Below are 19,155 nucleotides of genomic sequence, written 5' to 3'. Positions count from 1 at the left end.
CTGACGGTGCGTCAGGAGAATCCGCAGGTCGGAACGGGTCTCGACGGGCATGTGTTGTTAGGCACACCTAAGTGACGGACCGCACGCGACCGCCGTTTGGTCTGGGGCGCGATTAACGCAACAATGGTGTTGTGGAAAACATGCGGACGAGCGAAGAGGCACCGCGGCGGGCCACCGCAGCGGCTGCCGGCACGCCCGAGCATGACGGTCACGAGGGCACCCGGCACCGGGTCACCCGTTCGATCGTCGACCACGGCCCGTCCACCGCGGCGGACCTGGCCGAGCGATTGGAGCTGACCCCGGCGGGCGTGCGTCGCCACTTGGACGCACTGGTCGCCGAGGGGGTCGTCGAGGCCACCGAGCAGCGCGTCTACGGACGCCGGGGCCGGGGTCGTCCGGCCAAGGTGTTCGCGCTCACCGACGTCGGCCGCTCCGGGTTCCACCAGGAGTACGACGAGCTGGCGGCCGAGGCGCTGAGCTTCGTCGCCGAGCATCTCGGCGACGAGGCCGTGACGAAATTCGCCCGCGAGCGGCTTGCCGCGCGCGAGGAGAGGTATCGTCCCTCGGTCGAGTCCGCGCCCCCCGGGGAGCGGGCCCGAGCGCTGGCCGAGGCGCTGTCCGCCGACGGGTATGCCGCGAGTGCGCGGCCCGCACCCGGCGGAGAGCAGCTTTGCCAGCACCACTGTCCGGTGGCTCACGTCGCCGAGCGGTTCCCGCAGCTCTGCGAGGCCGAGGCCGAGGTGTTCGCGCGCCTTCTCGGTACGCACGTGCAAAGGTTGGCGACGATCGCCCACGGCGACGGCGTCTGCACCACGCACGTTCCTGCTGTGCAGGCTGAATCGGCCGGGTCCACCGGCCGCAGGGTCGGCTCGTCCGGCCCGAAGGCCGTTTCCTCCGGCCTGAACACCGAACACAATCCGCCGCGCCGGGGCCCTTCCCGTTCGCGGGAATCGACCGACGCCACCCCGGCTTCCGGGAGGACTACTTCATGACCACCGACGCTCGCCCCGAGCTTGAGGGTCTGGGCACCTACGAGTACGGCTGGGCCGACTCGGACACCGCCGGCGCCTCCGCGCGCCGGGGCATCTCCGAAGAGGTCGTCGCGGACATCTCGGCGAAGAAGTCCGAGCCCGAGTGGATGTTGAAGCAGCGCATGAAGGGCCTTCGGCTCTTCGGCAAGAAGCCGATGCCGACCTGGGGCTCCGACCTCTCCGGGATCGACTTCGACAACATCAAGTACTTCGTGCGCTCGACCGAGAAGCAGGCCGCCTCGTGGGAGGACCTGCCCGAGGACATCAAGAACACCTACGACCGGCTGGGCATCCCGGAGGCGGAGAAGCAGCGCCTGGTCGCCGGTGTCGCCGCGCAGTACGAGTCGGAGGTCGTCTACCACCAGATCCGTGAGGATCTGGAGGAGCAGGGCGTCATCTTCCTGGACACCGACACCGGGCTGCGCGAGCACCCGGAGCTGTTCAAGGAGTACTTCGGCTCGGTCATCCCGACCGGCGACAACAAGTTCTCCGCGCTGAACACCGCGGTCTGGTCCGGTGGCTCGTTCATCTACGTCCCGCCGGGCGTGCACGTGGAGATCCCGCTCCAGGCCTACTTCCGGATCAACACCGAGAACATGGGCCAGTTCGAGCGCACGCTGATCATCGCCGACGAGGGCTCCCACGTGCACTACGTCGAGGGCTGCACGGCGCCGATCTACAAGTCGGACTCGCTGCACTCGGCCGTGGTCGAGATCGTGGTCAAGAAGAACGCCCGGGTGCGCTACACGACCATCCAGAACTGGTCGAACAACGTGTACAACCTGGTGACCAAGCGCGCGGTGGCCCACGAGGGCGCCACGATGGAGTGGATCGACGGCAACATCGGTTCCAAGGTCACCATGAAGTACCCGGCCGTGTGGCTGCTCGGCGAGCACGCCAAGGGCGAGACGTTGTCGATCGCCTTCGCGGGCGAGGGCCAGCACCAGGACGCCGGTTCGAAGATGGTGCACTGCGCCCCGAACACGTCGTCCAACATCGTGTCCAAGTCGGTCGCGCGCGGCGGTGGCCGCACGTCCTACCGCGGACTGGTGCAGATCGAGGAGGGCGCGCACGGCTCGACGTCGTCGGTCAAGTGCGACGCGCTGCTGGTCGACACGATCAGCCGCTCGGACACCTACCCGTACGTCGACGTCCGCGAGGACGACGTGTCGATGGGTCACGAGGCGACCGTCTCCAAGATCTCCGACGACCAGCTCTTCTACCTCATGAGCCGCGGCATGACCGAGGACGAGGCCATGGCGATGATCGTGCGCGGGTTCGTCGAGCCCATCGCGCGCGAACTCCCGATGGAGTACGCCCTCGAATTGAACCGCCTGATCGAGCTTCAGATGGAAGGGGCTGTGGGCTAGTCCATGGCTGCGAACACCAACACTCCCGGTAGCACCACCGCCGGATCGATCGCCGTGCGCGAGGCCGGGGCCGCGAACGTGCTCGCCGGCCCCGGCACCGGCCGTTCGGTCGCCCAGCCCGCGGACGCCCGCCAGGTCGCCGTCGCGTCCTACGACGTGGCCGACTTCGTGGTGCCCACCGGCCGCGAGGAGGACTGGCGGTTCACCCCGCTGGCCCGGCTGCGCGGTCTGCACGACGGCACCGCCGCCGCGGGCGACCGCGGCGAGGTCACCGTCTCGGTGACCGCGCCCGAGGGCGTCACCGTCGAGACGGTGGACCGCACCGACGCGCGGATCGGCCGGGCCGGTCGCCCGGTCGACCGGGTCGCGGCCCAGGCGTACAGCTCGTTCGAGAAGGCCACGCTGATCGTGGTCGGCAAGGACATCCAACTCGCCGAGCCGGTCGTGGTCGACCTGCGCGGCACCGGCGGCACCGCGTTCGGGCACGTCACCATCGAGGTCCAGCGGTTCGCCGAGGCGACCGTGGTGCTCGACCACAGCGGCTCGGCGACCTACGCGCAGAACGTCGAGTTCGTCGTCGGCGACGGCGCCCGGCTCAAGGTCGTCTCGATCCAGGACTGGGACGCCGAGTCCGTGCACGTGGGCTCGCACCTGACCCGGGTGGGTCGGGACGCGTCCTTCACGTCCGTCGTGGTCACCCTCGGCGGCGACCTGGTCCGGCTGTTCCCGCGCGTGGTCTACGACGCCCCGGGCGGCGACGCCGAGCTGTACGGCGTGTACTTCGCCGACGCCGGCCAGCACCTGGAGCACCGCCTGTTCATCGACCACGACGTGCCGCAGTGCCGGAGCCTGGTCACCTACAAGGGCGCGCTCCAGGGCGCGGACGCGCACACGGTGTGGATCGGCGACGTGCTCATCCGGGCCGCGGCCGAGGGCACCGACACCTACGAGCTCAACCGCAACCTGGTGCTCACCGACGGCGCCCGCGCCGACTCGGTGCCCAACCTGGAGATCGAGACCGGCGAGATCGCCGGCGCCGGGCACGCCAGCGCGACCGGGCGCTTCGACGACGAGCAGCTCTTCTACCTGCAGTCGCGCGGCATCCCGGCGGACGAGGCTCGCCGCCTGGTCGTGCGCGGCTTCTTCGCCGAGGTGATCGCCCGGGTCGGCATCACCGACCTCCAGGAGCGCCTGATGAAGCAGATCGAGGCGCGCCTCGAAGGCGGCGCCCGATGAGCTACCTCAAGGCCTGCGCCGAGACCGACCTGCACGAGGACACGCCCCTGCGGGTCGTGCTCGACGACATCCCGGTCACCCTCGTGCGCACCGAGGGCGACGTGTACGCGATCAACGACGTGTGCTCGCACGCCAACGTGTCGCTCTCCGAGGGCGAGGTCGAGGACTGCGCGATCGAGTGCTGGCTGCACGGCTCGCGCTTCGATCTGCGCACCGGCCGCCCCTCGGGCCCCCCGGCAAACCTGCCGGTCCCCGTGTACCCCGTGAAGATCGACGGCGGCGCCGTCTTCGTCGAAGTGAACCAGGAGTCCTGAGTCCGTTATGGCAACGCTTGAGATCCGCGACCTGCACGTCAGTGTGGACGCCGAGAACGGTCCGCGCGAGATCCTGCGCGGCGTCGACCTGACCGTGAAGCAGGGCGAGACCCACGCCATCATGGGCCCGAACGGCTCCGGCAAGTCGACCCTCGCGTACTCGGTCGCGGGCCACCCGAAGTACAAGGTCACCGGCGGCACTGTGCTGCTCGACGGCGAGGACGTGCTGTCCATGACCGTCGACGAGCGGGCCCGCGCCGGCCTGTTCCTGGCCATGCAGTACCCCGTCGAGGTCGCCGGCGTCTCGGTGTCCAACTTCCTGCGCACCGCCGCCACCGCCACCCGTGGCGAGGCCCCCAAGCTGCGGCTGTGGATCAAGGAGGTCAAGGAGGCCATGGAGCGCCTCCAGATGGACCCCGCCTTCGCCGAGCGCAACGTCAACGAGGGCTTCTCCGGCGGTGAGAAGAAGCGCCACGAGATCCTTCAGCTCGAACTGCTCCGGCCGAAGATCGCGATCCTCGACGAGACCGACTCCGGTCTGGACGTCGACGCGCTGCGCGTGGTGTCCGAGGGTGTCAACCGGGTGCAGGCGACCGGCGAGATCGGCACCCTGCTGATCACCCACTACACCCGCATCCTGAAGTACATCAAGCCCGACCACGTGCACGTCTTCGCGGGCGGCCGGATCGTCGAATCCGGCGGCGCCGAACTCGCGGACAAGCTCGAGGACGAAGGCTACGAGGCCTACACCGGCAAGGGGGAGACTGCATGACAGTGCACCTGCCGGGGCTGCTCGACACGGACGCGATCCGCAAGGATTTCCCGATCCTCGAACGGCTCCTGCACGGCGACCGACCGCTTGTCTACCTGGACAACGCGGCCACGTCGCAGACCCCGCGCCAGGTGATCGACGCCATGACGCACTACTACGCGAACAGCAACGCGAACGTGCACCGCGGCGTGCACGTGCTGGCCGAAGAGGCCACCGCGCTGTACGAGGGTGCCCGGGACAAGGTCGCGGAGTTCATCAACGCGCCCAGCCGGGACGAGGTGATCTTCACCAAGAACTCCTCCGAGGCGATCAACCTCGTGGCGAACATGCTGACCTGGGCGGACGAACCGTTCAAGGTCGGCGTGGGCGCCGACGTGGTGATCACCGAGATGGAGCACCACTCGAACATCGTGCCGTGGCAGTTGCTCGCGCAGCGCACCGGCACGCAGCTCAAGTGGTTCGGGCTCACCGACGACGGCCGGCTGGACCTGTCGAACATCGAGCAGGTGATCACCGAGGAGACCAAGGTCGTCTCGGTGGTGCACACCTCGAACATCCTCGGCACGGTCAACGACCTGGAGCCGATCGTGCGCCGCGCGCACGACGTCGGCGCGCTGGTCGTGGTCGACGCGTCGCAGGCCGCGCCGCACACCGTGCTGGACGTACAGGCCCTGGGCGCCGACTTCGTCGCGTTCACCGGGCACAAGATGTGCGGTCCGACCGGCATCGGCGTGCTCTGGGGTCGGCTCGGTCTGCTGGAGGAACTGCCGCCGTTCCTGGGCGGCGGCGAGATGATCGAGACCGTGACGATGAGCGCGTCCACGTACGCGCCCGCGCCGCACAAGTTCGAGGCCGGCACCCCGCCGATCGCGGAAGCGGTCGGGCTCGGTGCGGCGATCGACTACCTGTCGGCGATCGGCATGGACCGCGTCGCCGCGCACGAGCACGCGATCACGGGCTATGCGATCGACGCGCTGAACGGCGTCGAGGGTCTGAAGATCATCGGCCCGGCGGACAATGTCGCGCGCGGTGCGGCGATCTCCTTCACGTTCGGCGACATCCACCCGCACGACGTGGGTCAGGTACTCGACGAGCAGGGCATCGCGGTGCGGGTGGGTCACCACTGCGCGCGTCCGGTGTGCCTGCGCTACGGAGTGCCGGCGACCACGCGAGCCTCGTTCTACCTGTACTCCACGCCGGCCGAGGTCGACGCGCTGGTGGCCGGGCTGGAACATGTCCGACAGTTTTTCGGTTAGCACTGGTTCCGGCTCAGTGGGGCGGGAGGCGAAGAGATGAAGCTTGACGGGATGTACCAGGAGATCATCCTGGACCACTACCGGCACCCCCATAACAAGGGGCTGCGCGACCCGTTCGACACCCAGGTCCACCACGTCAACCCGACCTGTGGGGACGAGGTCACGCTGCGGGTGAAGCTGGACGGCGAGAAGGTTCTCGACGTCAGCTACGAGGGTCAGGGCTGTTCGATCAGCCAGGCCAGCGCGTCCGTGATGACCGATCTGGTGATCGGGCACACCATCGAGGACGCGATGCACGCCGGGGACGAGTTCCTCGCGCTCATGCAGTCCAAGGGGCAGGGTGAGCCGGACGAGGACGTCCTGGAGGACGCCGTGGCGTTCGTCGGCGTCAGCAAGTACCCGGCGCGGGTGAAGTGTGCGCTGCTGGGGTGGATGGCCTTCAAGGACGCCACCGCGCAGGCGCTGCAGACGCTGCAGACGACGGAAGGGCAGAAATGACCGAGACGCAGGCGCGTCCCGCGGCTACGCCGGAGGACGTCACCGAGGCGATGTACGACGTGGTCGACCCGGAGCTCGGGATCAACGTCGTCGACCTGGGCCTGGTGTACGGGGTGCACGTCGACGACGCGAACATCGCCACCATCGACATGACGCTCACCAGCGCGGCGTGTCCGCTGACGGACGTGATCGAGGACCAGACGCGGACCGCGACCGAGGGGATCGTCGCGGACATGCGGATCAACTGGGTCTGGATGCCGCCGTGGGGGCCGGACAAGATCACCGATGACGGGCGCGAGCAACTGCGGGCGCTCGGGTTCAACCTGTAGCCTCCCGGGCCGGCTGGGCCCTTTGGCCTCAAGCGCCGGCCGGGCTTGTTGCCTGGCCTGCGGCCTCGGCGGCCTCAAGCGCCGGCCGGGCTGATTTTGGCTTTTGGCCGGCGTTGGCGTTTGGTTTGGTTGGGGTGGCCTCAAGTGTCGGCCGGGCTGGGTGGCCTCAAGCGCCGGCCGGGCCGAGTGGGCTCAGGTGCCGGCCGGGGTGGTTTTGGTTTTGGCCGGTGTCGGGTGCCGGGTGGGTCGACTTGGGTCGGCCCGCCCGGCGCTTTTTTGTTGGGTCAGGGGCGGGGTTGGGTTACGCCGAGGAGTTCGAGGACGTCGGTGTCGCCTCGTTGTTGGAGGCGGTGCAGGACTGCCTTGAGGTCGATGCCGGGTTCGAGGCCGATCCGGGCGCCGAGGAGTTCGGGGAGGTTGACCTGCTCGGGGACCGGGTCGACGCCGGTGTGGCGTAGCGCGCGGGCCCAGCGGGGGAGGCGTACGGTGGCGTCGCCGCGAACCAGGCGTGCCTCCAGGCGGCCCTGGTGGATGGACGAGATGAAGACCATGTCGCCCTCGTGCGCGGCCAGACCGGTCAGGATCGCCCGCATCGACACCAGGTAGGGCGTATCGGACCAGCGCAGCGCGGCGGGGCCGTGCCCGTGGTGCAGCCGGACCTGGCCCCCGGGGGTGACCCCCAGGGACTGTGCGAACGCCGGCGGCAGCTTCACCGGCTCGCCTTCGAGCATCGCGGTGGACACGTCCACCCGGAACGCCCACGCGCCGGTGTCCTCACGGAAGCAGCCCGCCGTCCAGGACGGGTCGCCGATCGGCGCCGACTGCTGCTTCTGGGCGGGCCGTTCCAGGGTGTCCGCCGAGCGGGAGAGCACGTGACCGTTCTCCACCTGGAAGCCGTCCAGCCGGCCGACCCAGGCGATCTGGAGCGGCTTGCGGATGCCCATCGCGGCGAGGTCCCGCTCCAGCGCCTCGAGCGGGACCGGGCCGTGGGCGCAGGCCGCGTCCAGGGTGCTCTGGGTGCGGTCGGACAACTCGCCGAGCGGGGCGCTCGACAGCCAGCCGTCCACCGACATGTGCAGCCCGAGCAGGCCGCGCAGCACCTGCCAGACCTGGATCTCCAGACCCGGCACGGTCTCGGTGTGCTTGGGGTGCAGCGCGCGCAGCTCGGACACCGTGGTGAGCACGCCGAGTCGGTCCCGGACGAAGCTCAGGTGGACCCGGACCGGCGCGCCGTCGGAGCGGGCGATCCGTTCGTCCAGAGTGCGCCGCAGGTCCCGCTCCATGATCTTGACCTCGGCCGGCGAGGTGCTGAACTCGGCTGCCAGCGACTCCAGTTCGCGCGGTGCGTCGGTGAACAGCCGATCCCGGGCGAGCACCTTGCGCTGCGGTTCGACAGCGGCGAACCACGTGGTCAGGATCGCGACGAGGTCACCGCCGCCGGGTTCGCCGGCGCGGGGCAGCGGCCGGTCGACGAGCATCGTGACGTCCTCGGTCCCGGGCAGCGTGCCCGGCACCATCTCGACGGTGGCCTCCGGGTCGGCTGCGGCCTTCGTACCGCGGTTCGTCCGCGGTACCACCGAGTGGTCCGGCGGCGCGGGCACGGACGGCATCTCGGCGGCGGTCGCGGCGGCCTCGGCGGCGGGCAGCGCCGTGGTCGGATTCCGGGCGCTCGGGTTCGTGGCGGGCGCGGTGCGCGGTGGGTGGCTCGGGCGCGGCGGGATGCGCAGTCCCTCGGGAGTGCGCGGCACGTTCGATTCGGCGACGACGGGCAGCTCGCCGGCGGTGGGCGGTGGGACCTCGCCGAACGCGTCCTGCCCGGGGTCCTCGTCCTCGTCCTCGGCCTGCTCGGGGGCCTGCTTGGGCGACCGGGCGGCGGGCGCGTCGGCCCGGCCGCGGTCCTTGATCGTGCGGATCGGGATGTCCGCGACGGTCATCGGTGGTGTCTCGCCGTACGCGTCCAGACCCGGGTAGTCGCCCTCGGTCGCGGGCTCGGCGGACACGGCGCGCGGCGGCGCGTCCTCGGAGGTGTCCTCGGTCCGGACCCGCGGCTGCCGCTTTCCGGTGGACGTCGACTCGGCCGTGGGCTCGGGTGCGGGCTCGGAGCGCGGTTCGGCCGGCTTGCGACCGGTCGGGGCGGTCGGGGCCACGTCCGCTCGGGTGGGCGGCGGGACCTCGCCGTACGCGTCCCGGCCCGCCGTGGTGCCGGCGGTCGACGCGGACTCCGCCTCGTCCGCCTCGGGCGCGGCCTCGACCGGTGCGGGTGGCATCGCGAGCGACGCGCGCAGGCCGGACGGGACTTGGGTGAGCAGCGCGGTCAGTGCCGTCCGGACCTCGTCCGTGGCGTCCTCCAAGCCGACCACGGCCGCGGTCTCCAGGGTGACCTGGGCGAGCTGGGCCATCAGCGGAACGTCCGGTGCCTGGGCGGCCAGCCAGCGCACCACCGTGCCCAGTTCGTCGGTCAACGGCTCGGGCAGCTTGACCGGGTACAGCTCGTCCTCGTCCAGGTCGCCCCACTCGTCCGGGGTGTCCCAGTCGCCTTCGGGCGGCGCTGCCGGAATCGCGTCGGACACGGTGGGGACCGGCTTCGGCTCGGGCTCGCGTTCCGGCTCGGGGTGCGGCTCCGGCTCGGCCGGGTGCGGCTCCGGCTCGGGGGTCGAGGCGACGGCCGGCACGCTCGAGGCGGTCTCCGGCGTGCCGAACACCGCGTCCACGTCCACCGATTCGTCGTCCGCGGGCAGCAGCCCGAGCACCTCCTCGAACAACCGGGCCACCAGCGGTCGTACCGTCGAGGTGCCGATCTGGGTCCAGTCGCCGACCTCGCGCACGGTCGTGGTCAGCAGGTCCGCCCAGTCCGGCGTACGCACCATCACGTTCGTCCGGGCGCCGTCCGGCCACTGGGACAGCCGGAAGCCGTTGCGGGCCAGCCACGCGCCCGGCAGCAGGTCGCCCAGGCGCAGGTGGCGAAGCTCGGTGTAGGCCAGATCGGCGAGCCGCCCCGGGAGCTCGTCGCGACCGAAGGTGTCCGCGGCCCGCACCACGGGCACGCTCATCCACCACGCCGCGGGCAGGTCCTCGTGTTCGAGGTAGTCGGCGACGAGTTCGGGCGCGACGAAGCGCAGGGCTGGGACGAAATCGGCCAGAGTGGCCTGGAGCCGGGGCTGCATGCAGGTCCTCCGTGACGCGGTCGGTACCCCCGACGTTAGCGGCCGGGTGGCGAGCCGGCACCGGGTGTCCCGGGCCGTTGCCATCTGCTTGCGGGACGAAGCGGCGGATCGGTTGGTTCCCCGAGCGCCCTCTCGGGCCCTGCGATACCGGTCACGTGTCGGCCTCGACGTGCTGCTCGGAGCGTTGTCGTCGCAGATCGCTACCCCGCGACGCGGGCCGGGAACCGCGCCCCGGGCGCCCGACGGCGCTCGTATCGATCGTGCGCGCCGATCGAGCGCCGGTCGCACGTCCATCGCCGGCCCGCGCCACGTTTCACCGGGGGTAAAGAAGTCGATCTCACCAACAGTGGAGACAAGGGCGGCTAGTTTGGACAAAGGTCGCCGATGCCTCCGGCAGCCTCATTCGCGCCACCAGGGGATACCGGGGATACAGGGGGAGACGTGGGCGAAACCGCATCATCGCCGCGATCCGGGGAGTCTTCGGCCGGCCCACTGCTCCTGTCACTGAGGTTGACGGCCACGGTGGAGGCGGTGCCTCGGGCGCGTCACGCGCTGCGGCGGGTGCTGGGGGAACGGGTTCCGGACGCGCCCGTGGACACCCTGGAACTGCTGCTGTCGGAACTGGTGACCAACGCGGTCAAGCACTCGGTGCGGGGTCATACGGTCGCGGTGGCGATTCTGCGTCGGGAGAACTCGATTCGGATCGCGGTCGTGGACCACGACCCGGCGCTCCCCGAGCCCGGGGACGCGGTGGATCTGCTCGACGAGCACGGGCGCGGGTTGTTGCTCGTGGACGCGATGGCGGAGGAGTGGGGGAGCTATCCCGTGCCGGACGGGAAGGTTGTCTGGTGCGACGTGAAGACCGTGCAGTGAACTCGGGCGCGGAAGCGCGTGGGGCGCGCGGGGTGCGTGGGGTTTGGTCCGCGGGGCTTCGTGGGCGGGGGCGGGCGCGTGCGGTGTGCGGGTGTGTGCGGTTGGTGATCGGAGTTGGGGCGGGTTTAAACCAACACGGCGGAAAAATGGCGTAATTGGATCTCGGCGTGCACTCTGGCAGGGACGGTTCGACTGTTTGTCCACGCTGTGCAAGGAGGGTCCGTTGCGCGAACAGACCATCGGGGAACACCTCGACCGACTGGCCAGTCCCGACGTCGCGGTACGAGGGGCCGCCGCCGCGCTCCAGGCCGCGCAGGCCGCGGCGCTGATCGAGCGGGCGGCCGCGCTGGCGCTGCACACGACCGACGCCGAGGAGACGATGCGGGCGGCGCGGGCCGAGGCGGGGCGGATGCGGGAGCGGGCGATGCGGGTGGGCCATGCGGCCGGGGTGGATTCCGTTGCCGTGGGCGAGGCGGAAGTGCCTTTGCGCATCGCGGCGTTGGCGGCGGATCTGATCGGGCTGGCGGGTACGGTCCGCGATGGCGGGGACGAGGACGTGCTTCCGTACCTCGCGGCTGCGGCGGCCAGTGCGCGGGCGGCGCTGGAGGCTTCGGCGGCGTGGGTCTCGCTGGTTGTTGCCGATGGTGGGGGGCGCGAGGTCCGGTCTCGGTTGGCGCGGCATCTTTCGGCTGTTGCCGATGCGGAGGACATCGTGGATCGGGCGCGGGTCGCGGTTGGCTGAACTCGGGCCTTGTGGTGGCGAGTTGGCCTCAAACGCCGGCCGGGCTGTTTTGGTGTTCGGCCGGCGTTGGGTGGTGGCTCCGTTGGGTTGGCCTCAAGCGCCGGCCGGGCTGAGTGTGCTCAAGCGCCGCACGGGCTGGGTGGCCTCAAGCGCCGGCCGGGCTGGGTGGTGTCGCGGGTTGGTTGGGGTGTGTGTGCTCGGGTGGGGCCCACCGCCGAGGTCGCCCCGCCGCACGCGGTCGAGGTGCCGCCGGTGAAGAATTGGGTCGGCGCCGGCTTGTAGGTCGCGCCCCGGCGCCGGTACTCGTCCGTCCAATACGCCTGCACGCTGTTGACCACGCCCACGATCCGGCAGTCGTCGCGCGCGTTGGCGTCGGTGCCCTTGCGGCACGAGTCCTGTAGTGCCCGGTTGTCCGCCGGTACCGGGTCGCCTCCGCCGTCGTCGCTCAGCCCGAGCTGGTCGGGGCTCAGGCCGACGATCAGGCCGAGCACCACCGCGATCAGGCCCGCCGCCCCGCCGCCCACCGCGAGTCCCGGCCGGCGCAGGCCGCCGCCGCCCGAGCCGCGACGGTCCTCGATCTGCGACGTGTCGAGATCCGCGTCGTCGTCGAACTGCATCACGGCACCGCCTGCGGGCTGGGGGGAACAGGGCCAGACGAAAGATGTCGGGTGACGGATATCCCTTTTCCGGGTTTTTATCGCCGGCGTCCCCTTCGTGGCCGTGGGACGCCCGGGAATCCGGTGCGAGCCCTCCCGTAGACTCGTGGGCATGGTCGGTTTCTCTGGATATCCCCGCGAGCGGCCTTAGAGCGGTGCGGCTTCCCCGCGAGCCCCGCGCGACCGTCCGTCTTCGTCAGTCCCCGACCGGGAGTCCAGTCCTTCATGATCAACGCAACCAACGTCGAACTACGCGCCGGCGCCCGCATCCTGCTGGAGCCGGCCTCCTTCCGGGTCGCGGCCGGCGACCGGATCGGCCTGGTCGGCCGCAACGGCGCCGGCAAGACCACGCTGACCAAGACGCTGGCCGGGGAGACCCAGCCCGCGTCCGGCACCATCACCCGTACCGGCGAGGTCGGCTACCTCCCGCAGGACCCGCGCACCGGTGACCTGGACGTGCTCGCCCGGGACCGGATCCTGTCCGCGCGCGGGCTGGACGTGGCGCTCTCCGGCATGCGCGAGGCCGAGGGTCTGATGGCCAGCGCGAGCGGTGAGACCGCCGCGAAGGCGATGCGCAGGTACTCCCGCCTGGAGACCGAGTTCCTGACCAAGGGCGGCTACGCGGCCGAGGCCGAGGCGGCCACCATCGCGGCCAGCCTGGGTCTGCCGGACCGGATCCTGGGTCAGGAACTGCACACCCTCTCCGGCGGCCAGCGCCGCCGGGTCGAACTGGCCCGGATCCTCTTCTCGGACGCCGACACGCTGCTCCTGGACGAGCCCACCAACCACCTCGACGCCGACTCGATCGGGTGGCTGCGCGATTTCCTCAAGACCTACAAGGGCGGCTTCATCGTGATCAGTCACGATGTCGGCCTGATGGAGGCGTGCGTCAACAAGGTGTTCTACCTGGACGCCAACCGCACCACCATCGACATCTACAACGTCGGCTGGAACGCCTACAAGCTCCAGCGTGAGACCGACGAGCGGCGCCGCAAGCGCGAGCGGGCCAACGCGGAGAAGAAGGCCGACCAACTCTTCACGCAGGCCGACAAGATGCGGGCCAAGGCGACCAAGACGGTGGCCGCGCAGAACATGGCCCGTCGTGCCGAGAAGCTGCTGTCCGGACTGGAGAGCGAGCGTAAGTCGGACAAGGTGGCCAAGCTGCGCTTCCCCAAGCCGGCTCCGTGCGGGAAGACCCCGCTGATGGCGACCGGCCTGTCCAAGTCGTACGGCTCGCTGGAGATCTTCACCGACGTCGACCTGGCCATCGACAAGGGCTCGCGCGTGGTCATCCTGGGCCTCAACGGCGCGGGCAAGACCACGCTGCTGCGCCTGCTCGGCGGGGTCGAGGACCCGGACACCGGCAAGATCGAGCCCGGCCACGGGCTGCAACTCGGTTACTACGCGCAGGAGCACGAGACGCTCGACCCGGAGCGCACGGTGCTGGAGAACATGCGCTCGTCCTCGCCCGACCTCGACCTGGTCGAGGTGCGCAAGGTGCTCGGTTCGTTCCTGTTCTCCGGCGACGATGTGGACAAGCCGGCCGGGGTGCTCTCCGGCGGTGAGAAGACCCGGCTCGCGCTGGCGACGCTGGTGGTCTCCAAGGCGAACGTGCTGCTGCTGGACGAGCCGACCAACAACCTCGACCCGGCCAGCCGCGCCGAAGTGCTGGACGCGCTGCGCACCTACGAGGGCGCGGTCGTGCTCGTCACGCACGACGAGGGCGCGGTCGAGGCGCTCCAGCCGGAGCGGATCATCCTGCTGCCGGACGGCGTCGAGGACCTGTGGAACGAGGACTACGCCGACCTGGTCGCGCTCGCCTGATCGTTCGGGCGCACGCGCCCGGGAACCCGAACCACCGACACCCCGTCGGGTCGCCGTCCTCGGCAACCCGACGGGGTGATCGCTTTCGTCCCCCCGACCGGTTTTCACCACGAAATCCTCACAAGGGGAAGCCATCCTTCCGGTCCGTACGTGATGCCGGTCACCAGGCTCGACGGCGACACAGAGCAAGGTCCCGAATCTCATGGGTGACCAGCGCCTTTGTCGGCGGACACAGGATTCGGTCAAGCATTCGGCACAGGAAGGCGTGATTCCGCTCGGGTGATCTTTGTGTGCAACGGGCCACGCGCCGCGATGATCAAGCCATCGGGCCTGGTGGAATCACTGGCCATGCCATGCCCCAGGGGTGATCATGGGATTCCAGAGCGCACTTCCTATGAGGAGGCACGTGTGGCCGAGACTCTGAAGAAGGGCAGCCGGGTGACCGGTGCCGCGCGCGAGCAGCTCGCGGCTGACCTCAAGAAGAAGTACGACTCCGGTGCCAGCATCCGCGCCCTCGCGGAGGAGACGGGCCGTTCCTACGGCTTCGTGCACCGGATGCTCAGCGAATCCGGGGTGACCCTCCGAGGCAGGGGTGGGGCAACGCGGGGCAAGGCCAAGACCGCCGCGTCGTCCTCGGCCTGAGGTCGAGCTCCGGAGGATCCGCATCACCGTACCGTCCGTCGAACGACCATGTGACCGACCGGTAACGTCGGGCGCGTGGTCGTTCGACGGAAGCGACCCGAACACGGGAGGGACCGTGGACGTGGTGGCGAATCAGCTCGACAGTACGAATGGCAATGGCGGTACGGACGGCAACGGCGGTGAGGTCGGCGGTGCCGACGTCGCCGCACGGCAGGATCTTTCGGTCGTGATCGAAGGTTCGTTCGCGGTGGTGACCCTCACCAATCCCGATCGGCGCAACGCGCAGACTCCCGCGCTCTGGCGCGCGCTCGCCGCCGTCGGTCGCGACCTGCCCGGTGACGTCCGAGCCGTGTTGTTGCGCGCGGAGGGCGCCTCCTTCTCCGCGGGCCTGGATCGGCGGATGTTCCCGGGCGGCGGGGGCATTTCGGGGGAGTCGGATCTCGTCTCGCTGGCCGGGGCGAGCGACGACGAACTCGACGCGACCATCGCCTCGTTCCAGGAGGCGTTCACGTGGTGGCGCCGCCCCGACCTGCTCACCGTCGCCGCGGTGCAGGGGCACGCCGTCGGCGCCGGGTTCCAGTTGGCGTTGGCGTGCGATCTGCGGGTGTGCGCCGACGACGCGCGGTTCTCGATGCGCGAGACCGCGCTCGGTCTGGTCCCGGACCTGGCCGGGACCAAGCCGTTGACCGACCTCGTGGGCTATGCCCGTGCCCTGGAGATCTGCGTCACGGGCCGCTGGGTGAGTGCCCAGGAGGCCGTGTCGATGGGGATGGCCACGCTCGCGGTACCGCGCGAGGAACTCGACGGCGCCGCGCGCGACCTGCTGGCCGCGCTCCTGGCCGCGCCGCGCGATGCGGTGATCGAGACGAAGGCCCTGCTCGCGGGTGCCGCGGGGCGTAGCTACGACGAACAGCGCGCCGCCGAACGCGCCGCCCAGGCCCGCCGCCTGCGCGACCTCGCGGGCACCGGCGAGTAGCGAGACCCACGTCACATCCGGCCGCCGCCGGCGGCCGGCGAAGCCGTGTCGGGCCCGGGACTCCCGGGGAGTAAGCGGGCCCGCGCCGGTGTTCCTGTACAACGAAGTGCTGAGGTTGACTCAGGATTTCGTTTCATCATTCGATATGTACGGGAGCGAGGCGTGATGAGTGGCGGCGGCCCGATGGGAATGAACCTGCGCTCCTACACCCGCGACGCGTCGGTGGTCGAGCGCAAGCTCGCGCCCGGCACGGTGCGGCGGGTGGGCGAGTTCGCGAGACCTTTCGCACGGCAGATCACCGTGTATCTGATCCTGGTCGTGATCGGCGCGGTGCTGACCGTCGTGCCGCCGCTGCTCGCGCAGCGGATCGTCGACGACGGGGTGCTCGAGGGGAACGGTCACCTGGTGACCGTGCTCGCGATGGTGGTGGCGGGCATCGCGCTGCTCGCCGCCGGGTTCGGCCTGGCCGAACGGTGGTACTCGGCGCGGATCGGCGAGGGCTCGATCTACGAACTGCGCAGCCAGGTGTTCGCGCACGTGCAGCGGCAGCCGATCGCGTTCTTCACCCGGACCCAGACCGGCGCGCTGATCTCGCGCCTGAACAACGATGTGCTGTCCGCGCAGCGCGCGTTCACCTCGACCCTGGCCGGAGTGGTGTCCAACCTGGTCAGCCTGGTCCTGGTGGCCGGCACGATGTTCTACCTGGCCTGGCAGATCACCCTGATCTCGCTGGTCCTGCTGCCGCTGTTCCTGTTGCCGGCCAAATGGATCGGTCGTCGGTTGCAGGCCATGACGCGCGAGCAGATGCAGCTCGACGCGGAGATGTCGACCGTGATGACCGAGCGGTTCAACGTGTCCGGCGCGATGCTGGCCAAGATCTTCGGCCGGCCCGAGGAGGAGGACGCGCTGTTCTCCGGGCGGGCCGCCCGGGTGCGCGACATCGGCATCCGAATCGCCCTGGTGAACCGGGTGTTCGCCACCGCGCTGACCCTGGTCGCCTCGCTGGCGACCGCGCTGGTGTACCTGATCGGCGGGCACCTGGCGGTGGACGGGCAACTGACCGTGGGCACGCTGGTCGCGCTCACCGTGTTGCTCGGCCGGCTGTACGGGCCGCTGACCGCGCTGGCGAACGTGCGGGTGGACGTGATGACCGCGCTGGTCAGCTTCGAGCGGGTCTTCGAGGTGTTCGACCTGCCCGCGATGATCGCCGACAAGCCGGACGCCAAGCCGCTGCCGGCGGACGCGGCGACGGTCGAGTTCGACGCGGTCGGCTTCGCCTACCCCGGCGCGGACGAGGTCTCGCTGGCCTCGCTGGAGAGCGTCGCGGTGCTCGATCGGCGGCGCTCCGAGCCGGTGTTGCGCGACGTGTCGTTCCGGGCCGAGCCCGGTCAGGTGGTGGCCCTGGTGGGCCCCTCGGGCGCGGGCAAGACCACGATCACCTCACTGGTCGGCCGGCTCTACGACGCCACCGAGGGCTCGGTGCGGATCGGCGGCCACGATGTGCGCGATGTCACGCTCGCGTCGTTGCGGGACACCGTCGGCGTGGTCACCCAGGACTCGCACATGTTCCACGACACGATCCGCGGCAACCTGCTCTACGCCAAGCCGGACGCGAGCGAGGACGAGTTGTGGGCCGCGTTGCGCGCGGCGAACATCGGCGAGCAGGTGGCCGAGCTGCCGGACCGACTGGACACGGTGGTCGGCGAGCGCGGACACCGGTTGTCCGGCGGCGAGAAGCAACGCCTGGCGATCGCCCGACTGTTGCTCAAGTCACCGCGTGTGGTGGTGCTCGACGAGGCGACCGCGCACCTGGACTCCGAGTCCGAGGCGGCCGTGCAGCACGCGTTGGCCTCGGCTCTGGAAGGTCGTACCGCGCTGGTGATCGCCCACCGGCTGTCCACCGTGCGCGACGCCGACCTGATCCTGGTGGTGGACGGCGGCGGCATCGTGGAGCGGGGCACACACGCCGAGTTGCTCGTCCGGGACGGACTGTACGCGGACCTGTACCACCGTCAGTTCCGGGACCAGGAACAAGACCGGGCCCTCGCGAGTTGACCGACCACAGCCCGAGGCGGCGGGTAGTGTGGTGATATTCCAAATGGTTGGCAAGAGGGGCTTTTACGTGCGTGTTCTCGTCGCCGGCGGCGGCATAGGTGGACTGGCTGTGGCACTGAGCCTGTACGACGCGGGCATCACCGAGGTGACGGTGGTCGACGCGGCACTGAGAATCCGGCCCCTCGGGCTCGGTATCAGCCTCCTGCCCCACGCGGTGCGCGAACTCGCCGAACTCGACCTCTACCATCCGATCGCCAACCTGGGCGTGCCGCTGTCCGGGGTGGCCTATCCCGACCGGGCGGCCAAGCGTGTGGTGCTCGAACCGCGCGGGCAGCGGGCGGGCTTCCTGTGGCCGCATCTGTCCGTGCATCGTGGCGAGTTGCAGGTGGCCCTGCTGCGCGCGGTCTACCAGCGGCTCGGCCGCCCGGCGGTGCGCACCGGGTCCCGGCTGACCGGGTTCGACCAGGACGACGACGGGGTCACCGGCTACTTCGTCGACGGCGAAGGGCGGCCCTGGCGGGAGCGGGCCGACGTGCTGATCGGCGCGGACGGGATCAACTCGGCGACGCGCGCGACGCTGTTGCCGGACGAGGGCTCGCCGGTGGCCCAGCCGCGCATCCTGATGCGCGGCACCACCCGCTGCGCGCCGTTCGCCGACGGGCACACGATGATCATGACCGCGCACGGCGAGGCGCGCTTCATGGCGCACCCGATCAAGCCGATCGATCCGCGGGACGGGACCACGCTCACCAACTGGCTCGCCGAACTGCCCGATCGGCAGTCGGCCGGCGAACTCGGCGACACCGGGTGGAACGGGCCGGCGGACCTGCGCCGGCTCACCCGGGTGTTCCGCGGCTGGAGCATCGCCGGCGCCGACGTCGGCGCGATGGTCAAGACGCCGACCGAGGCCTCCGGTTATCCGCTGGTGACCCGACCGCCGCTGGACCAGTGGTCGTTCGGCCGGGTCACGCTGCTCGGTGACGCGGCCCACCCGATGTACCCCTACGTGCTCGGCGGCGCGTCCGAGTCGATCGTCGACGCGCGTGTGCTGGCCCGCTCGCTGGCCTCGTACCAGGATCCGACCGAGGCCCTGGAGATGTACGAGCGGGCCCGGCTGCCGCTGAACAAGTGGCTGCAACTGATCGGCCACGGCCGGGTGCCGCGGGCCGCCGACGCGAGCGGGCCGCTGACCGCCACCGAGGAGATCGGCGGCATCATCGGCGCCTACGGCCACCTGCCCGGGCACGACGCGGCGGCCCTGAACGAGCGGCCCTCGTACAGCCTCGCGCGGGTCTGACCGCGCGTCGGACGCGCGGGGCGCGAACGGGGCTCGGGACGACGGGGCCCGCGGTGACGACGCTCGGGAGGACCGGGCTCACGACGACGGGGCTCGAGAGGACCGGGTTCAGGGCTACCG

General features: G+C 70.5%; 17 protein-coding genes. 15 read left to right on the top strand and 2 right to left on the bottom strand.

Annotated features, from left to right (window positions below):
- The first annotated feature begins 140 nt into the window (after positions 1 to 140).
- The 8 genes from OG948_RS10110 to OG948_RS10075 are packed head-to-tail and all read left to right on the top strand — an operon-like array spanning position 141 to position 6,806.
- The gene (locus OG948_RS10110; protein ID WP_406295597.1) at positions 141 to 992 is read left to right on the top strand and encodes a helix-turn-helix transcriptional regulator; all 852 of its coding nucleotides are present in this window, start codon (positions 141 to 143) and stop codon (positions 990 to 992) included.
- Entirely contained in the window at positions 989 to 2,401 is a 1,413-nt protein-coding gene (gene sufB / locus OG948_RS10105) for a Fe-S cluster assembly protein SufB (RefSeq protein ID WP_355541505.1), read from the top strand. Before OG948_RS10110 ends, sufB begins: the two co-directional genes overlap by 4 nt.
- Before the next feature lie 3 nt (positions 2,402 to 2,404).
- Entirely contained in the window at positions 2,405 to 3,637 is a 1,233-nt protein-coding gene (sufD, locus tag OG948_RS10100; protein WP_406295595.1) for a Fe-S cluster assembly protein SufD, read from the top strand.
- Positions 3,634 to 3,951, top strand: a complete 318-nt coding sequence (locus tag OG948_RS10095; RefSeq protein WP_395862622.1) for a non-heme iron oxygenase ferredoxin subunit — start codon at positions 3,634 to 3,636, stop codon at positions 3,949 to 3,951. The genes sufD and OG948_RS10095 overlap by 4 nt, the downstream gene beginning before the upstream one ends.
- A gap of 7 nt (positions 3,952 to 3,958) precedes the next feature.
- The gene (gene sufC, locus OG948_RS10090; protein WP_395862625.1) at positions 3,959 to 4,723 is read left to right on the top strand and encodes a Fe-S cluster assembly ATPase SufC; all 765 of its coding nucleotides are present in this window, start codon (positions 3,959 to 3,961) and stop codon (positions 4,721 to 4,723) included.
- Positions 4,720 to 5,979 (top strand): cysteine desulfurase, encoded by a 1,260-nt coding sequence (locus tag OG948_RS10085; protein ID WP_395862626.1) that lies wholly within the window; start codon positions 4,720 to 4,722, stop codon positions 5,977 to 5,979. Before sufC ends, OG948_RS10085 begins: the two co-directional genes overlap by 4 nt.
- Before the next feature lie 36 nt (positions 5,980 to 6,015).
- Positions 6,016 to 6,477, top strand: a complete 462-nt coding sequence (gene sufU, locus OG948_RS10080) for a Fe-S cluster assembly sulfur transfer protein SufU (protein WP_406295592.1) — start codon at positions 6,016 to 6,018, stop codon at positions 6,475 to 6,477.
- Positions 6,474 to 6,806, top strand: a complete 333-nt coding sequence (locus OG948_RS10075; RefSeq protein ID WP_355541487.1) for a metal-sulfur cluster assembly factor — start codon at positions 6,474 to 6,476, stop codon at positions 6,804 to 6,806. Before sufU ends, OG948_RS10075 begins: the two co-directional genes overlap by 4 nt.
- Positions 6,807 to 7,090: 284 nt before the next feature.
- On the opposite strand, the gene OG948_RS10070 is transcribed toward OG948_RS10075, so the two are convergent.
- Positions 7,091 to 9,970, bottom strand: a complete 2,880-nt coding sequence (locus tag OG948_RS10070) for a hypothetical protein (protein WP_406295590.1) — start codon at positions 9,968 to 9,970, stop codon at positions 7,091 to 7,093.
- A 384-nt stretch (positions 9,971 to 10,354) separates the two neighbouring features.
- On the opposite strand from OG948_RS10070, the gene OG948_RS10065 reads away from it, so the two are divergent.
- Together OG948_RS10065 and OG948_RS10060 are read left to right on the top strand one after the other, a co-directional pair.
- Positions 10,355 to 10,843: an ATP-binding protein gene (locus OG948_RS10065; protein ID WP_406295588.1), complete on the top strand. Its 489-nt coding sequence runs from the start codon at positions 10,355 to 10,357 to the stop codon at positions 10,841 to 10,843.
- Positions 10,844 to 11,066: 223 nt separating this feature from the next.
- Positions 11,067 to 11,585 (top strand): hypothetical protein, encoded by a 519-nt coding sequence (locus OG948_RS10060; protein ID WP_406295586.1) that lies wholly within the window; start codon positions 11,067 to 11,069, stop codon positions 11,583 to 11,585.
- 119 nt (positions 11,586 to 11,704) lie between these two features.
- On the opposite strand, the gene OG948_RS10055 is transcribed toward OG948_RS10060, so the two are convergent.
- A complete protein-coding gene (locus OG948_RS10055) occupies positions 11,705 to 12,202 on the bottom strand; it encodes a neutral zinc metallopeptidase (protein ID WP_406295585.1) in 498 nt (165 codons plus the stop codon).
- A 264-nt stretch (positions 12,203 to 12,466) separates the two neighbouring features.
- Here OG948_RS10055 and OG948_RS10050 point away from each other — a divergent pair, with 264 nt between their 5' ends.
- From OG948_RS10050 to OG948_RS10030, 5 genes are all read left to right on the top strand, one after another.
- Positions 12,467 to 14,065, top strand: coding sequence for an ABC-F family ATP-binding cassette domain-containing protein (locus OG948_RS10050; protein ID WP_406295584.1), 1,599 nt, complete (start codon positions 12,467 to 12,469; stop codon positions 14,063 to 14,065).
- Positions 14,066 to 14,473: 408 nt separating this feature from the next.
- On the top strand, positions 14,474 to 14,707 hold the full coding sequence (locus OG948_RS10045) for a helix-turn-helix domain-containing protein (RefSeq protein WP_020553538.1): 234 nt from the start codon (positions 14,474 to 14,476) through the stop codon (positions 14,705 to 14,707).
- A 226-nt stretch (positions 14,708 to 14,933) separates the two neighbouring features.
- Positions 14,934 to 15,683, top strand: a complete 750-nt coding sequence (locus OG948_RS10040) for an enoyl-CoA hydratase/isomerase family protein (protein WP_406300219.1) — start codon at positions 14,934 to 14,936, stop codon at positions 15,681 to 15,683.
- A 165-nt stretch (positions 15,684 to 15,848) separates the two neighbouring features.
- Positions 15,849 to 17,738 carry an ABC transporter ATP-binding protein gene (locus OG948_RS10035; RefSeq protein WP_406295582.1) on the top strand — a complete coding sequence of 630 codons (1,890 nt, stop codon included), beginning with the start codon at positions 15,849 to 15,851 and terminating at the stop codon, positions 17,736 to 17,738.
- A 67-nt stretch (positions 17,739 to 17,805) separates the two neighbouring features.
- Entirely contained in the window at positions 17,806 to 19,035 is a 1,230-nt protein-coding gene (locus OG948_RS10030) for an FAD-dependent monooxygenase (RefSeq protein WP_395862642.1), read from the top strand.
- Positions 19,036 to 19,155 lie beyond the last annotated feature (120 nt).

The organism is Embleya sp. NBC_00888 (assembly GCF_045207655.1).
Classification (GTDB): domain Bacteria; phylum Actinomycetota; class Actinomycetes; order Streptomycetales; family Streptomycetaceae; genus Embleya.
Note: the sequence above shows the minus strand (reverse complement) of the source record. Positions and strands in the feature narration are given on the sequence as shown.

Excerpts from the sequence above, each read along its gene's own strand:
- sufD (WP_406295595.1), top strand. The coding sequence starts at position 2,405 with ATGGCTGCGAACACCAACACTCCCGGTAGCACCACCGCCGGATCGATC.
- sufB (WP_355541505.1), top strand. The coding sequence starts at position 989 with ATGACCACCGACGCTCGCCCCGAGCTTGAGGGTCTGGGCACCTACGAG.
- OG948_RS10050 (WP_406295584.1), top strand. The coding sequence starts at position 12,467 with ATGATCAACGCAACCAACGTCGAACTACGCGCCGGCGCCCGCATCCTG.
- OG948_RS10065 (WP_406295588.1), top strand. The coding sequence starts at position 10,355 with ATGCCTCCGGCAGCCTCATTCGCGCCACCAGGGGATACCGGGGATACA.
- OG948_RS10110 (WP_406295597.1), top strand. The coding sequence starts at position 141 with ATGCGGACGAGCGAAGAGGCACCGCGGCGGGCCACCGCAGCGGCTGCC.
- OG948_RS10085 (WP_395862626.1), top strand. The coding sequence starts at position 4,720 with ATGACAGTGCACCTGCCGGGGCTGCTCGACACGGACGCGATCCGCAAG.
- OG948_RS10055 (WP_406295585.1), bottom strand. The coding sequence starts at position 12,202 with ATGCAGTTCGACGACGACGCGGATCTCGACACGTCGCAGATCGAGGAC.
- sufC (WP_395862625.1), top strand. The coding sequence starts at position 3,959 with ATGGCAACGCTTGAGATCCGCGACCTGCACGTCAGTGTGGACGCCGAG.
- OG948_RS10075 (WP_355541487.1), top strand. The coding sequence starts at position 6,474 with ATGACCGAGACGCAGGCGCGTCCCGCGGCTACGCCGGAGGACGTCACC.
- sufU (WP_406295592.1), top strand. The coding sequence starts at position 6,016 with ATGAAGCTTGACGGGATGTACCAGGAGATCATCCTGGACCACTACCGG.
- OG948_RS10070 (WP_406295590.1), bottom strand. The coding sequence starts at position 9,970 with ATGCAGCCCCGGCTCCAGGCCACTCTGGCCGATTTCGTCCCAGCCCTG.
- OG948_RS10035 (WP_406295582.1), top strand. The coding sequence starts at position 15,849 with ATGAGTGGCGGCGGCCCGATGGGAATGAACCTGCGCTCCTACACCCGC.
- OG948_RS10095 (WP_395862622.1), top strand. The coding sequence starts at position 3,634 with ATGAGCTACCTCAAGGCCTGCGCCGAGACCGACCTGCACGAGGACACG.